This window comes from Psychrobacter sp. Pi2-52 (genome assembly GCF_904846705.1).
Taxonomy (GTDB): Bacteria; Pseudomonadota; Gammaproteobacteria; order Pseudomonadales; family Moraxellaceae; genus Psychrobacter.
In genome coordinates this window covers 16,788-32,743 of sequence record NZ_CAJHBS010000011.1, presented here as the reverse complement: position 1 = coordinate 32,743, position 15,956 = coordinate 16,788, and the positions used below count along the sequence as shown (strand labels likewise).

The 15,956-nt window shown below is 40.0% G+C and carries 9 protein-coding genes; all 9 read right to left on the bottom strand.

Annotated elements, in window-relative coordinates; genetic code table 11:
• Positions 1 to 200: 200 nt before the first annotated feature.
• Positions 201 to 641, bottom strand: coding sequence for a hypothetical protein (locus tag JMY00_RS07560; RefSeq protein ID WP_201579704.1), 441 nt, complete (start codon positions 639 to 641; stop codon positions 201 to 203).
• 189 nt (positions 642 to 830) lie between these two features.
• Entirely contained in the window at positions 831 to 1,763 is a 933-nt protein-coding gene (locus tag JMY00_RS07555) for a hypothetical protein (RefSeq protein WP_201579703.1), read from the bottom strand.
• Between the two features lie 103 nt (positions 1,764 to 1,866).
• Complete coding sequence (pglZ, locus tag JMY00_RS07550; protein ID WP_201579702.1) at positions 1,867 to 4,533, bottom strand: BREX-1 system phosphatase PglZ type A; 2,667 nt, start codon at positions 4,531 to 4,533, stop codon at positions 1,867 to 1,869.
• Positions 4,533 to 8,216: a BREX-1 system adenine-specific DNA-methyltransferase PglX gene (pglX, locus tag JMY00_RS07545; protein WP_201579701.1), complete on the bottom strand. Its 3,684-nt coding sequence runs from the start codon at positions 8,214 to 8,216 to the stop codon at positions 4,533 to 4,535. The genes pglZ and pglX overlap by 1 nt, the downstream gene beginning before the upstream one ends.
• A gap of 23 nt (positions 8,217 to 8,239) precedes the next feature.
• Positions 8,240 to 10,021, bottom strand: a complete 1,782-nt coding sequence (locus JMY00_RS07540) for a DUF262 domain-containing protein (RefSeq protein WP_201579700.1) — start codon at positions 10,019 to 10,021, stop codon at positions 8,240 to 8,242.
• 28 nt (positions 10,022 to 10,049) lie between these two features.
• Positions 10,050 to 13,721, bottom strand: a complete 3,672-nt coding sequence (gene brxC / locus JMY00_RS07535; protein ID WP_201579699.1) for a BREX system P-loop protein BrxC — start codon at positions 13,719 to 13,721, stop codon at positions 10,050 to 10,052.
• Between the two features lie 40 nt (positions 13,722 to 13,761).
• Positions 13,762 to 14,340, bottom strand: coding sequence for a DUF1788 domain-containing protein (locus JMY00_RS07530; protein WP_201579698.1), 579 nt, complete (start codon positions 14,338 to 14,340; stop codon positions 13,762 to 13,764).
• Positions 14,337 to 14,936 (bottom strand): DUF1819 family protein, encoded by a 600-nt coding sequence (locus JMY00_RS07525; RefSeq protein ID WP_201579697.1) that lies wholly within the window; start codon positions 14,934 to 14,936, stop codon positions 14,337 to 14,339. Before JMY00_RS07525 ends, JMY00_RS07530 begins: the two co-directional genes overlap by 4 nt.
• Before the next feature lie 359 nt (positions 14,937 to 15,295).
• Complete coding sequence (locus JMY00_RS07520; protein WP_201579696.1) at positions 15,296 to 15,820, bottom strand: hypothetical protein; 525 nt, start codon at positions 15,818 to 15,820, stop codon at positions 15,296 to 15,298.
• Between the last annotated feature and the right edge of the window lie 136 nt (positions 15,821 to 15,956).

Sequence of the window (15,956 nt, the reverse complement as noted above, 5' to 3'; positions counted from 1 at the left end):
ACCAATAAGGGTTTACTAATAAAAGTCCCAGTCATACCTTAACTTGAAACGACCAGGACTGCTTTAGAACCTTTAGCGACGGGTGTTGTCCCACTGTCCCTTTCGTCCCATGTTAAAAGCGGAGTGAACATTAAAAGACTAAAAGCTCTCTTATTCAGTGAATAAGAGAGCTTTTTAAATAGGATATTTAGTTATATATTTTAAGAACAATAATACGAGAAAATACCTCCGACCGCATCTCTGTCTATATGATTGATAAAGTTGTCATCCCAAGGATCATCTGGGTAAGCCATTGACGTTTTAAAACTAATTTTATCCCCATCAGCTGTCATAATGTGAGACTTGACTGGCTCCTTACAGTTTATTTCAACGTACTGGTTGAAGGCGCCTGTATATCCGGTTGAATACACCTGAAGCCACATCACCTCAGGCTTCAAAGCATTGTTTTCGGGTAATTGTATTCTTAATGGTTTAGCATACCAAGTCGTTGACTTCACGCCATCACCCAGAGGTTGATTAAATACCTCTACCTGCTGATTCTTAAAAAAATCATTGCCATTATTAATTTTAGCGTTTACCGAACTTAAAGATACAGCTGTTATTGCCAAGCAAGTTAACAATCCTCTTGAAAACTTCATCATAACTCCTCTATATGATTATATGTAAGATGCATTTTATAAATAAAGTATAAATTTAAACAACTTTATTCATTCAGCAAAAAACAACTCAATACAAACCTTGGGACAGATGGGACTAGTGGTACAACTTATACAGCATAAGGGCTGATACTTGTCCCGACTATCGAAAACCCTTGGGACAAATGGGACAAATTAAAAGTCATATTCAGACTTGTATTCTGAAAAATACTTATAGCTTGTCTGTTCTATTTTGTCTAAATCACTTTCACTAAATAGAATTTCGACATTATTCTTTGAGGGTGCTAATGAGGAAAACATACTATCATTCAGATTATCAGACGGTATGAAACAATTGTATAGATTTGATGATTCGCGACCATCCTCTTCAGTTAGCTTGGCATATATACACGCTTCACCATTTACACGAGCATATCTTGTATTATGGAAGCCATGATCTCCGAAATTGTCAGGATGGAGATTTGTAGGATAAACTACTCCGTTTTTAACATAGCTAAGCGTAAGCTCCGTAGGCTCATCTCCTTCTGAAGGGACAGTTCTCAAACTTATAACAACTTCTTCATTTTTTGATAAGATAATTCTATTTTTAGACTTTTGTACATCTTTCAAGTATTTAGTACTACAAAAGTAGTTACTCGAATTATTTTCACACTTAACTCTTTCTATCCATTCATCAGAATATCCTGTGTTGAGCTTAGATGGCACAAGGCTTGCGATCTTAAGATTTATTTTTTCCTCATCCATTGATGTCTGTGACAAAGCTTTAGAGTCCGGCTTAGTAGTTGGTAATTCAGTAGCAAAACTGCTATTCATAAATTCATCAAAAGCAGCTTGACCAGGATCTTTAGAGGCTACCTTTATGAATCCGTTGTCAGCTTGAATTGAGTTGTCATTATTTGTAGAGCTAGTAGCTACCATTCCCATATCTTTCTTCTGATCGCTAGTTACTTTATTAGCATCATCACTATTATGTGAGGCTTCTTTAGATTCAGAAATAGAGACTTTTGGATCATCAATTACGTCAGTTGATTTATCAAAACAGCCTGTAATCGCAATGCTGCCAAAAATGAGCGATGAGAAAATTTTAAAATGATCTAATAATTCCATTTTTTTAATTACCTTTAGTAGATTAGATAGCCAAACAAAAGTAAATCAATGTATCACAATTGAATTGTCTAAATCTATTAAAACAGTACCATTTTATCTATCCTCAGAAAAAATCATCCAAATGAGCCAAGTCAATTGTCACACTATACTGACTATAGTTAATCTGTGTTTTAGCATCTTCTAATATCAGGGTATATTGCGCATTGCGGTCAAACTGTGATCCGATTAAGCTAAGCCTAGCTTCGCGAGTACGCTCATCCATAATCTTGCTATTACTGTCAAAATTTATCGTCTCTCTACTAGAGATTTCTTTACCATCACTATCTACAATGAACACATTAATCTGACGAGAGACAAATTGCTCACCTACCGCATCCGTTTGAATAAATTTGATCTTATCGATATTACTGACTAGTTTAATTGGCTGGTTTGCCACAACGACACCCACTGGCTGATTCTCAAACTTAGTCGCCTGCTCCTTATCTAGCTCTCGAATATGGATAATAGGCACACATATCTCTTGCAGCATCGCACCACCATGAACGAATTTTGCACCACTAACAAAATGAAATCTTTGGCTGGCTTTTGGTATTAAAAACTCGGTCTGGTTCGACGAATCAATTAAGCCGTTGGCTGTATTGCTGATAGATCCTTTCCAATAAGCGTCGTCTGATGGCAAGTCATCACCAATCACGTAACGCTTTTTGGCCTCCATGACGCCACTAGGTTTTGTGGTTAGCTTGGTCTTGTTATCGGCAACAAGATCTTTTTGTTGGAAGAGAAACCCATGGTCAGCAGTTACTACGACGTGGCTGCCATTCAGACGATTGATGATGCGACCTACTAAGTTTTTTAACTCGTCAATGGTACTGCGGCAAGCTTCAAAGGTCTTTTCTTCAGTTGACGCGCTATCGCCAATAGCATCAATCGTGTCATGATAAATATAAACGACTCTTGCAGCACGGATTTTATCGCGACCCTCTTGATTACTCCAGCTCATAAGCTCTTTGGCACTTACTGCCATACCGTCCACTTTATTCAAGATTTTATTTCGGTTATCTAAACCTGCTGATGAGACGCCATCAACATAGACAGATTTACCCTTTTCGGGCTGATAGCTCAGAGAGTCATGAGGCAACAGTGCCGCCATACCTAGCTGAGTATAGCTCGGTAATACACCTAACTGTGTTGAGATACTGGCCTTGAAACGTTTTTCATTATTAATAATTGACCATAATTCAGATGCCACCTCATAACGCAAAGCATCAGAGATGATGACAAAGGCTCGTTGTAGCTGAGTGGTGTTCAATCGTGCTTGCACTTCATTACTATAAAAGTTGTACTGATTTGGGACGTCTGTTATCTGCCATTTATCTAATAGTTGCTCATGATCTAAATGATGATCCCAAGCCAGTCCTAACTCATAGAGATACCAGTTGGTATATATACTCTCGATCTCTTCATCTAGCCGTCTGAGCATATCAGAACCGATGCTTAGCGAGATAAGCACATGCTCATTGAATAAGCGATAGGCTTGATCAAACTGGTAAATATCACTGACGTAGGCATCATACATCGATTTGGCACTATCAAAATGAAAACCATCAACATACGTGTGACGAAGATAAATCAGCATTTCTGCACTACGTAACGCTTGGTAAGAGCTAGTATAAGCAGAATTAGACAAGCTCCAATGGCTTGCCAGCCTAGTTGAGACAATACTGTCAAACTCAACTCTATCGAGTGTTATGCTGCTGTCTAGTAGCGTTTCTACCAAGCCGCGAATGATATTTTGCTCAACCGTCTTAAAGGTTTCGCATCGAACCAGCTCAATAGGACGATACTGGCTGCTTTTAGCACTGATATCAAGTTGCTGGCCCAATTGATGAGATACAACCTCATAATCTGGGCAATACGTACGACTATCACGCCAGCTGACCATAAATGCCAGTGCAGTGGCTCGACCTGCATTGCCTCTTAAGACATTATTAGCGAGCCAGTCACGCTCGATGCCTTCTGTCTGAGTCCAGAAATCCGTGCAAAATAACTTCAATACAAAGTCTGAAAATGACGGCTGTTCTGTGACGTAGCCATAATTTTTATCAAGCTCTATCCAGAGTGCATCGACCAAATCAAACTTGGTCAATTGCTCCCATAAAGGCAATCCATTTGTATCATCCTCTAAGTGGCTTGCATACTCTTTTAACAAGCTAAATAAAATATCAGACAGATGGCTTGAGTCAGACTTAACAACTACAGCGATCATCTTACGATCAAGAGTCAGCGCATCGTCATTGTCTGCTACTCGTTTTTTCAATCCTGCTAAGCGCTGCTTATTGGCAAAGAATTTTTGGCGGTTTTGAATATATGAGCGCAGCGCCATGTTAGTAATGCCAAGTTCATTGAGTAGCATCGAGCTATGATCTGCAAAAAACTGCTCACTATACAGGCGTATATCAAGCAGCCAATCACGCTCAGGCTCAGATTCTACTTCCGGAAAATAAAGCAAAAATCGTCTTTTAGGCTCATCTATTTCAATACGCTTTTTGGTGGCCAATACGGATTCATCAGCCATATTTAGAACCGTTACCTCTGTTGAGAAGCTCTCATCACTATCAACGTTATCAGCATTAGCGTTAATGGCAGCGGTCAAAGGGTCATTGAGACTATCCAACTCTTCTATAAAACTTTGGTCAGGATCGTGCCAAAATACGATTCTGTTGTCTTTGAACTTGGCAACGATACCTTGAATGAGTTCACTAGCCTGCATCAGATAACCTCCGGCGCTGATCCAGTGATGGACTTCACATCAGAGAGCAGATCACCAAACTTGCCATAGTTTACTTTTACGCCATCATCTAAGTCTAAGGAGATGCGCATGTCTGCATAGTGCTTGAGCTTGTCATCGAACTCGCGCAATTCGACCTGTTGCTTCACTAAAGCGGCAAGCTCTTTTTTGAAGCGGTTGGCATCACTGGTAGAGTCGGCATTGTCTATTTGCTTATCTAGCTGTTCGGCATAGGCGTCATACTTACCCAGTAGCGGCGTGACATACTCTGTACGCATACGTGACAAGGTGCCTTCATTATAGCGATGCAAGTACACTAGGCACTCAAAAGCCTTGTTTTTACCTGAGCTAAATAGCCAGTATATCGGGCGCTTTTTATAAGTCTTTAGATGGTCTTTATAGAATTGGGTCGATAGGTAGCGACGTATGGTTTCAAGCGCGGATTCGGACTGCCCTTTTTTAGCGAGCGGTTTGATGGCATGCAAGCATAGCGACTCAGCGATAAAGTCTAAGTTCTCTTGCAGATGCTCAGAACCCCATACAACTTGTACAAACTCACGCAAACGGTCGGTGGCATCGTCTTTAAACCACTCTTGATCGGTCAATGGAATGATAGCGTTCTGGTCAGCGGGGAAGCTTTTGTAAGCGCCCTCAGCGACTAACTCATCAAAACCTTCATTGCCTGAATTTGCATAGACTAAACCTTCACGATCTAGTGAGTAACGACCTAGCATGCAACCAATTGAGTAGGATAGTAACTCAACTACAGCCATAGATTTAAACTTAAATTCTAGTTGTAACTCATTAGTGCCCTTACCAAAACGATATTGGGAATTAGATAAAATTGTAGGGAAAGCTGACTTTCTTATTATATTATGCTGTATGTCATAGATTTCACATAATTTCTCATCTATAGAATCTTCTATCGATCTGAGACTATCAGTTAAATATACACACTGCTTTTCAAACTCATACAAAGATAGTTTTATACTTGATTTTTCCATAGAAATTAAATAACTTCTCCTAAAATCCCAGGAAGACTCAAACAAATCCCAATCTTTTTTGCTGATCTCAATTGCCTTACTAACTAAGCTTATAATGCAACTATAGTCTGCAACTATATAAGGGAACTTCCTAACTTCTCCTGCTTGATAGTTAATAGTTGGACTTATTGCACCCAAAAAATGATCACTAAGACTACTATTTAGAAGAGCAAGTGGAATCTCAATTGAATCTCCTTTTTCACTGAAAACAGTTGGACATGCTGAATTAAAAACAAACCCAACATCGTTATATCTTAGTGAAAACCCTGATGTACCAATTCTTGACCAAGATGCACCTTCCAGAAAATAAAATTTCCTTGAAGGAAGGTTGTTACCACTCTTAGACAGCTTGGAATAAGAATCCTCATCAAATTTAATAACCCAATCAAAGTTCCCATACCATTTCCGAAATTCACCGCCTTTCGTATGAGGAACATATTTACCTCCAGAAGAAAAGACATCTTGTTTAGATGTGGCAAAAAACTTTATTTCTGAAAAATTAACTTCATGCCAAAATCTAATAAATTCATCATTATTACCTGTGTCGAGACCTACTCTAGGTTCGAAGAATTCTGTTAATTGTTTAGATTCATCATATATATTATAGAATTTCTGTTCTTGCCAGTATACGAAAGGACTCCCTGGAATTTTTTTAAACTCCTCTTGAATGAGATGTTCATACTGGAATTTTCGATGTAATAATGCTTGCTTCTTATCTTCTTCATTTCCATCTAGTAATCGGTAAAAAGTCGGCTGATAGCTTTGGATACTTTTATTTCTAATAATCCAAGCAGTCGTTTGAACAATCTCCCCACTAATTTGACTAAACGCTCTTGCACCTAAATGTGCCATAGTAATAATTGTACGCTCTGCCAGTAAACTCTCTCTCAGTTTTTCATAGCTTGATAGAAACATCCAAGACTGCATATTTATTTGTGCATTGAATCCATGTTCGGTAAGTAGTGAAAAACCACGCTCCATAAACATCGCAAATAGATCTGACTTGCTATGTGGATACTTTTTCTTAGCAAACTTTTTTAGCTCGCTATTCATTCCTTTGCCACCCATATACGGTGGATTAGCAATTACAGCATCATAACGAATGGACAATATAAGCGCCTGATGGATAGTTTCACTCAATTGCTTAGCGGCAGGTCGTTGAAATGAATCTCCAGACTCCGCTAGCTCAATCAAAGTCTCATGCATCTCTTTTAAGTCATTATACTCATCCGCTGGCACCTCAATCAGCGAACCAAACGTCTTCGCCTGACTAAAACGCGCAACTGTACGCTGCAATAACTGATAGCGATTGTCCGCCTCAAACGAGCTAAGATCTTGCGTCTCATCCGCGAACATATCTTGGGATGTGCCATTATCCCAACCACCAGACAAATTCAACTCACGCCACACTGCTGGCAAGTTGATATGATTGCCTTCTTGTAGTGCCAGTACATTGAGACTGACATGACGGGTAAAGATACGCTTATCATCAGCACGTGCCAGCATCATCAGTGCAAATCCTGATAACTGAGCCGCTCGATCATCGATATCTAGACCATATAGATTATTCTCTAGTATCTTCTGTGGTATCTCACGAGAGCGAAAGCCGCGCTCTTCATAGATTGCCTTTAACACGTTATAAGCTTCGATCAATATATGGCCCGACCCTACCGCTGGATCGAGTACCTTGATACTCTCAGGATCGATACTATCAGGAGTCATCGCTTGCAGTTGCTCATTGACCTTGGATGATTGCTCGGCAGGCTCGATATAGTGTTCCATCTGAGCTTTAATCGCTGACTCAGGATAGGTCTGTAGCCACTGACGGCCGACTGAGTTTTGTACCAAGTACTTTACAATCCAATTGGGCGTGAATAGCTGAGTGGCGGCTGGGATATCTTCGCTTTTGACTACCTTGCCCATGACCTCGTCTTTTTTCTCAGAGATATAGAACTGATACAGCCAACCAATCACCTCGACCTGTTCCCAATCCTCTTCAGGAATACCATCGACCAAGCCGCGCAGTATCGAATCGGTACGAGTAAGATTATCTGGTAATAGCAGCTCAGTCGCATCATCTAAGGCTTCAAACAAAAACGGCATGGCTTCATGCAGCTTATGACACTGCTTTAGCAAAAGCCGCCGATATAACGTCTCGTCTTTATTACCTGCCAGCTTTAACTCAATAATATAGTCACGGTCTAACGCTAACTCGTCAGCAGCATCCACAGCATGATCGATAATCTCAAATCCTGTAGGATTGTCTGGATGCGACAATACGCGAAAGCCATGACCAAGATAATCATGAATCTCCATATAACGAATCGCGCATAAGCGGTTAAACCAAGTATAAGCGCCTTGCTCTACCAGTTGCTCAAAGCCCATCTGCTCGCTGAGTGCCACCAAGCGTCGTCTAGGCTCAGCTAAAGCACTGTCGAAGTTATTGCCATTAATTTGTAGCACAGAGCCTTGCACGATGGCTTCTGCGATGTTTAGCTCGCCTGCTGTACTGCCTTTTGCTTCGGTTTGCGAGATACCAAAGCTATTTAGACGTTTGGCGACTGCCTCCATAAACTCACGGCGGGCTTTTGGCGCATATTTTTTTATATTACTGGTATTCATAGTGACTCTTGTGCCTCAGCTTCTTATACTTCAATATTGATAGTGCTATCTGTCATGCTCTGAGTCGAGCTTAGTGCTATTTTGATACGTGCTAGTAGCGTTTGATGGCGCTCATTGTAGAACGCCATAAACTCTATGAGCTCTTCAGGCAATGATGAGATTGCTTGAGATTGCAAATGAGCAGTCCTAGCATGAGTATCTGGCCATTGCTGGGTATACCACTCATGTGGCATTTTCTGTCGTTTCTGATTATTCATTGAGCCTTCAAGCAGCTGTAGATTTGGTAGCTTATTGGACGCTCCAATAAGTTCTTCTTGTAGTTCAGCTGGCACGCCTGCCTTACTGAGTTTATTTTTGGTAAATAGTCCCTTAGGATAGATGTGGTCGACATGAAAATGTCGTGAAAAATCAAAGCCCGGGAAAAGTAGAGTTAGCAAGGCAAATGTTCTAGGATTGCCATAATCAAGCTGAGCAATCTCGCTGATCTCTTCAGGGTCAAACCGTAGCGACTTACCCCTCTGCATCATAGTTACTTCAATTTTTTCTAAAGGGAATCCGTCATTACCAAATTGTTTAATATCAGATCGAATTGCAGTAAGCAATGTGTCTAATCCGCTTCCCCAAATGCCGGAAGCTTTAAGCAGTGATCGGATCAGCCAGTTGCGAATATTCTCTCTATCTTCCGCATATTCAGAACGCGTAAGATAAGACATCGTTAGATTACGATGATACAAGTAATACGCTATCGGCAATATAGCACTAGTTGCTCTTAGATTTTGTCCATTGAAGCCAAAACTTGCCAGTAGCTGCATTGTTAGCAATAGAGCTTCACGTATTGACTTCCAATTCTGCTCTAGGACAGCCATGTTGTCTTTGATAAAGTTCTCAACTTTGAATCCAACACTACCTATATCTGATAGCATCAACCCTGCTTTCAATACTAAATCCTTAGATACATTGAAGCCATCGCCTATACGCTTCATCTCATCTACTAAGAAATGGATTTCATCGCGAGCGTTCAAAGTGCCCCACTGTGCTACAGCAATTGAAAGCAGTAAGTCAGAATAAGACAGTGTAGTACCACCACTGTTCATTCTGATAAAAATATTCAGTACGCGCTCCAGACTTTGATCGCTTTCTTCATAAAAAGAAATTTTATCCTTATCATGAATAGTCCGATATAGGTGGCGCAGTGTTGAGCGAGCTTGTTTCTTTTGCTCAGGAGATAATGAAGTATCATCCGCGACTTCATCAATTAGCGAATCTTCTTCCTCCTCCATGATACGACCCACCCTAAACCAATAATCTCCTTGCTGTTCCTGACTAGCCTTATCCTCAGTGAGGAACTGAAAGTCATACTTGGATTCAGTTTCAAGTTTTGGCTCTGCTAGTAGATTCAGATACAGCTTGCGCACCGGAAAAGCATCATTATTACTCCACCACTTGCCATTGAGTTTCCAAGCATAAGAACCTCGAAGCCCGATATTCAATGCAGTGATTCGCTGTTGCCCATCTAATACAGCGACAAATTCTCTTTCTGGTAAGTTTGTGATACTTTCACAATGCGGGTTATCTCGTTCATGATAGTACTGCATAAACTTATAAAACTGATACTTACCACGATTCTCAGACTTTATCTTCCAAAATAGAAAAGTTCCAAACGGGTACTCTTGCAACAAGCTATCGAAAAGCATACAAATCTGCTCAGGCTGCCATACAAACTCACGTTGAATGGCAGGTAATAAATACTCCCCGTCAGCAACTTTATCTAGCAGTTTTCTTATCGTTCCACCAGCTTGATACATATCTATTCTCAATCTATATTATGAGTTATTATTTAATCCGTACTCGATCACCAGATTTTACCGCAGCTATTAGCTGCTCTCTTAACGCGTATAGATAATCATCTACTTCGGCAGTGCTTTCGATAAAGTCGCCCAATATTGAGTGCTTCATGACATTTTTAGGATCAATCGTAACGGTACGCTTGGCGACTGGAGCAGGGATAACGGGCTTAGGTACAGACTGCGGTACAGTCTTACCTGCTTTTTCGGCTTCTGCCTGTTGTCTTTCATACTCAAGAGCACGCTGACGCTGCTCATTTTCGACCTGCTTACGTTGCTGTTCGATAAAGTCATTTAATAACTCATTTGCATTTTCCTCATGATCTCCAGCTTCCGACTGTTCGCTGAAAATCTGCGGAATAGAGTTAGTCTTCTCTATGCGCTCTCGACATAACTGCAGGGGACGCAGCGCTTTATTACTAATATCCGCAGGTGCCGATGCTTCTGCTAGCGCTTGGTTAATACGCTCAATGCGCTCATCCACTCTAATAAGAGCGTGAGCGCGCTTGTTTTCTACCAAAGCCAAGTTAATCTTATTAACCTGCTCAATGAGTGGGCTGATACGGCGCATTTGACCGTAAGGCGCTGGCATGTCATAAATGCTTTTGAGCTCTTGTAGAGCCTTTGATGCTTGCGGATCTTTTTCAAGCGCGTGCAAATTCGCCTTAAAGCTCTCATTCAATGCAGTAGAGAGGGACTGCCATATGTGAAACTGACTATCATAAAAGTCATCGAGGTCTTCAAATTTTTCAACAAACGATTCCAATGCATCGGCATCTTGCAAAAATCGCTCAATAAATTCAAAGCTCGATTTTTTTTCTAGTATGCCCGCTACCAATACCAACCCATCATTAATCTGTGGCTTACCAGGAAAATGTCCTGTTTGCGATTTTGTGCGAAAAGATTTTAACGCTTCATTCCAGTTTTCTAATGCTTGTTTTATGAGTTCATACAGCTCTTTTTCACCAGAGCCAATAAAGGTCTTGGAAAATAGTTCTTTCACCAAATTAGAGGCTTTTTTAACCTGACTATCATTAACCTGACGAATTTTATTAACTCGTATGTCGCCACGCTTACGTACACTATTAAACGGCTCATACGCTCTATTAAGTGCTAAATCGCTACCTTGCAGACTAAACGCAAGCTTACCTGCCAATCCAAGCCGTGCGACTAACAGTAGTATCTCATTGACAGGCCAGCCATAAGGACGTTTGCCAAAGTGAGTCACGATATCACTTAAATAAACTGGCTCATTGCGCTCTATTCTGAACGAAACATACTGCTCTACTTCGCGAGTGGCGTCTGGGTTGCACTCATCTGCTTGAAGGTCAAGTCCTAGCTGGGCGACATTATCTGCTACTAATACTTTCTGTAGCTCAGGCAGCACTTCACCTGGTGTCACATTTAGCAAGTTTAGTTTGGCAAAAGTATTTTCAACGATGTACTTATAGGACTCTTCAACGATAACGCTTGGTGTCACTGATTTTTTTGGCATCTTAGTACCGATAGCATAGACACTAGCTTCTGCAAATAATGCTTCAAAACCCACCTTTAAGCGTTTTTCACGTGCCATGTTCTCCATTTGCTTTTCACGCAGTAGGTGCTCTTGCTCTGGCCGCTGTCCTGAATTTTGTTTTAAGAAGCGATCCGTCTTTATAAATACCGTCAGATCATCCCATAGACGCTGGTCTTCATCTAACTTGATTAGTACAGAGCCATTATCTTTCAGACTATGCTCAATACATGCCTGCTCATGAGAGAAGCTGTCGTAATGGCTATCTAGTGGCGATACGACTTTGATGACTAAATCTTCAAGGGTTGTACCATCTTTAGGATGACCATTACAAAATCGGCTAACCATAAAGTCTTGTTTATTTATAGGATAACGGTAGGTTCGGTTGTTCTTAAGAATGTCATTAAATACAATAGTCGAAAGTTTATTCGATACCTCAGACATCTCAAAATCTGTTTGACGGATCTCGTTTTCAATCTCTTTTTCTTCATTAGTCAAAAATATAAATACATCATTATTGCGTGCGATTAGCAGCTGTTTTTCTAACCTATTTAAGCTATCTTCAATTTGCTTACGTAACTTAATTTTATCAGCATCGATACGATCAATTGATAGGGTTACGAGGTTATCTAAAGTGCTTTTGACCACATCGACATAACGAATCAGAAATAAAGTTTTTAAGATATTTTGATCAAACTTAGTCAGTGATTCTGAGTCACAGGCTTGATCAATAGTACGCTTGATTGCTGGTTCTAGAAAACTCTCAATAGGTGCGTAGAAACTATGAAAAGGAACGAGCACATCAAGCTCATTATTCTTCATCTGCTTTGCTGCAGATTGAAACGCATCTAGTAAAGAGCGTTCACCCATGGCCAGATTCTTACCACTTGCCCCTTTAACCCTAATAGATTCAAAGACCTTTTGAACCAAATTATAGTGATAAGGGACAAAGGGATAGTTATCTACAAAGGATAAGCTATCGGTATAGCCTTTTAGATCAGCTGTGGTTGTCTTATCGAAAGTTAACTGATTGCGTAGGATATCGCCTTTTTCAGCGAATATATCTGTGAGCTGCTCATGAGCCTTATCTGTTTTAGATAACAGACGCTTTTGGATAACCTCAGAGGTGTTCGAACTAGACAACTGCAGACGAGTATTAAAGCGACCTTGAATCTTAGAGAAGTCTTGACCATCACCTTTGCTCATCCCGCCAATAGCAGCGTCAATATCTGCCTGTGATGTAACAACTACCCAAGCACGACCACCACAGTACGTCCCTAAGTCTTCAGTAATAGTCTGCAGCTTAAGCATCATTTGGGTGTTTTTACCAATAAACTGCCCCACTTCATCGACCATAAATAATAAATTGCGGTCGCCACTACTATCTAGGTAGTCATTTACCCACTTACAAAAATTTTGGATATCGAGTGGGAAGTTATTCTCTATTTGCTGTACCCAGTGTTTAGCAGACTCTTTGGACTGATCGCTGGCATGAGCCAAAGCTTCTGATAGCTCATCGCGGTAAAAGTCATAAGCATCACGCTCTTCTTCCCACGTAGATAAGGTTAACTCAGCGAACTTGGCCTTAAATGAATCGTATTGGTCACGCTTATCAAGCTCGCGTTCTAGATGTGCAATATGAGGAAAGTCAGCACAGTAACCCACACGCTCGTTGAATACTTTTAAGAATACTTTAAGAATAGCATTCTCACGATCTTCGGTGTTCGCTCTTGAATCAATATTGAACAAGATAACATCGGTATCTTTGCTAACAGACTTTTTAATATCTGCTAATAAAGCAGTATCTGTAATCTTGTCCTTAAAAAAATCAAAGGCTTGCCGGCCTTCACCATCTTTCTCTACTGACTTATTTTCTAATAAGTATGACAATATTTTTAGAAAATGTGACTTACCAGAGCCAAAGAACCCAGAAATCCAAACCCCGACTTTTCCAGACATAGCAGAACCACTATGATCTACAGAAGGCGCATAAGCGGAAAAAAACGCTCGAAAATGCCTATTAAGCTCTTGCGTTATGACGTACTCATCTAGCTCAACATAGATACTGTCGTTATCTTTTTGCTCAGCTTTGACAACGCCATTGATATCACGAGTCAGCTGTTTTGAAAAAATCTGTTCAATATTCATCTAGTAGGCTCTCTATTTTATTTCTTATCATTGATAAATTTTATTTGCCACTTTCAGACACTAATTTAAAAGCGCGATAGTAGTTTTTGGATTCAATCATGCCAAAAGGATATAAATCTCTTCCGCTGTATTCACCAGGATAAAACAAAACCAATGGGGTACTACCCATGATATCTTGTAATGCGCTAAGCAGCTCATGACCTCTAACCAAAGGCCATGCGCTTCCTAAGCCTGATAACAATACAAAATCCAGCTCAGAGGGTTGATATTTATTGGCAATAAATTTAGCCACCTTATCTTGGCTAAGTGGCCCTGCTAGCGTTTTACGTAAACTATCAACACCCACTTGCTGTTCACGTAAGCAGGCACGTTCAAATAAGCCGCGATCTTCAAGCATATCAATAAGCACTGTAAATATATTTAGATGAACAAAACGATAATCACGCTTATCTAACTTTTCAGTAATATGCTCAAGGTGGTCTCGTACCACCAATTCATACTTTGCTGGATAATCGAAGATCCAAAAACCAATCTCGTTACCCAAACCATCGTTTTTTAAGAATTTTGAGCTCTCTATACGTTCAAGAATTAAATCCAGCCGTCTCTTAAGCGCATTCATATCGTGCACTCCATAACATCGATCAAGTCTTCCCTATTGATGCTTATAAGACATTCTTTTACTTCTGGTAGCAGGTAAACAGGTTGGATCTGACGTTTACGACTAGTACTTAGATAGCCACTATCTACTAATGACTTAATCGCATTATTGCCCATTTTATTAATAGTGGACTCAAAGAATTTATTTAGCTCTGGATATACACGTATCTGTGTGTCATAAAACTCAGTCCAAGCATCAGACGCCAATGTAGGCTTGTAGGTTCTGCGCGCTTCAGCAAGACTTAATCGCATAAAGTCAGCTACTATCGGAGAGTTAATCAGCAATGCTGCCATTAATAGCTGAATATAGGCACGCTCAGTAGACTCAAGCAACGATGCTATAAAGTCGTCACCAAGCCCTCCAACACGATGGCGAATCGTTTTCGTATAGCGGCTTGCTGTCTGTGCTGATCTCTTTTGAAGGATGTTTTGCTCGATAACAAGTGATTTCCATTCATCATCAGATAAATCCTTTAATAGATAACCTGCAATGATTCGCGACTCAGTAATCAGCAAACTTGCTCCGATTAGATCACCAACGTAATCTTTTACATTCATATTCTAGTTACTCGCGATTGGTAGTACAGTCGAACCTGACAGTTTCAACTTTTAGATAACAAAAAAAACTCACGTAGGTAAGTCCCAAATAAGTGCTTGTGTCTTTCTTTTATCAGAGCACTAATTGTCGAGCATAGCCTACATCAATTGGTCAGCTCATACTACAGATTGAAGCAAATTATGTGAAAGCTTTTCAACTTATATTATTTTCATGCCTTACTCAAGTCACATTATTGACACACGTCATCATAATATAATATGAAAATACTTGAGCCTGTTTTAAATAAAAAAACACCCTAAACATTTCATTTAGGGTGGCTTCAAAAACTATAGGGGGATATTAAGAAAATATGGATGCTTTAGTAATACTCTCTTACCAATTCTTGCTCTGTCTTGTCAAACTTAAAACAGAAAGGTTTGCCTTGCTTATAATTATCAGACATTCTATAGGCATCAATATTTCCAGAGAAACAAAAACGGTCAGACCCAATATTGAAATCAAACTCAACAATAGCGCCCGCTTTGTTCACAGCAACTGGATTCCCATAAGAATCACTTGCAGGTGAAAGTGCATATCCAAAGGGATGCACGGTTTTTGTACTAGTATCAATCACAACTAAACGATAAGGTTTTTGACCAACAAACCCTGTTTCATTAGTCTCAAAAAGGTAAAGTATTTTATCACCATCGAAGTTGGGTTCACCAGTTTGTAGAACATTGGCATAGCTCTTTAGTCGATCATCTGTACAGAATTTTTCATTCTCATAATCAAAATCGCACTCAGATACAGTTACACCGTACTTTGTGACGGCAGCATTAGAGATAGAAGGAAAACCCCATACGAGTATTGATACTGCAAAAAGCAATTTTGTACTTCTTAACATTAAATTCATCCTAGTAATTATTTGGTAAGTTTTATCAATTTTAAAAGAGAGTTTTGATACTAATGCACACCTACAGGGTTTTAACGACTCTTTGATTAGAGACACTTAGATTATGTATGAGGTGATTGATGCTTAT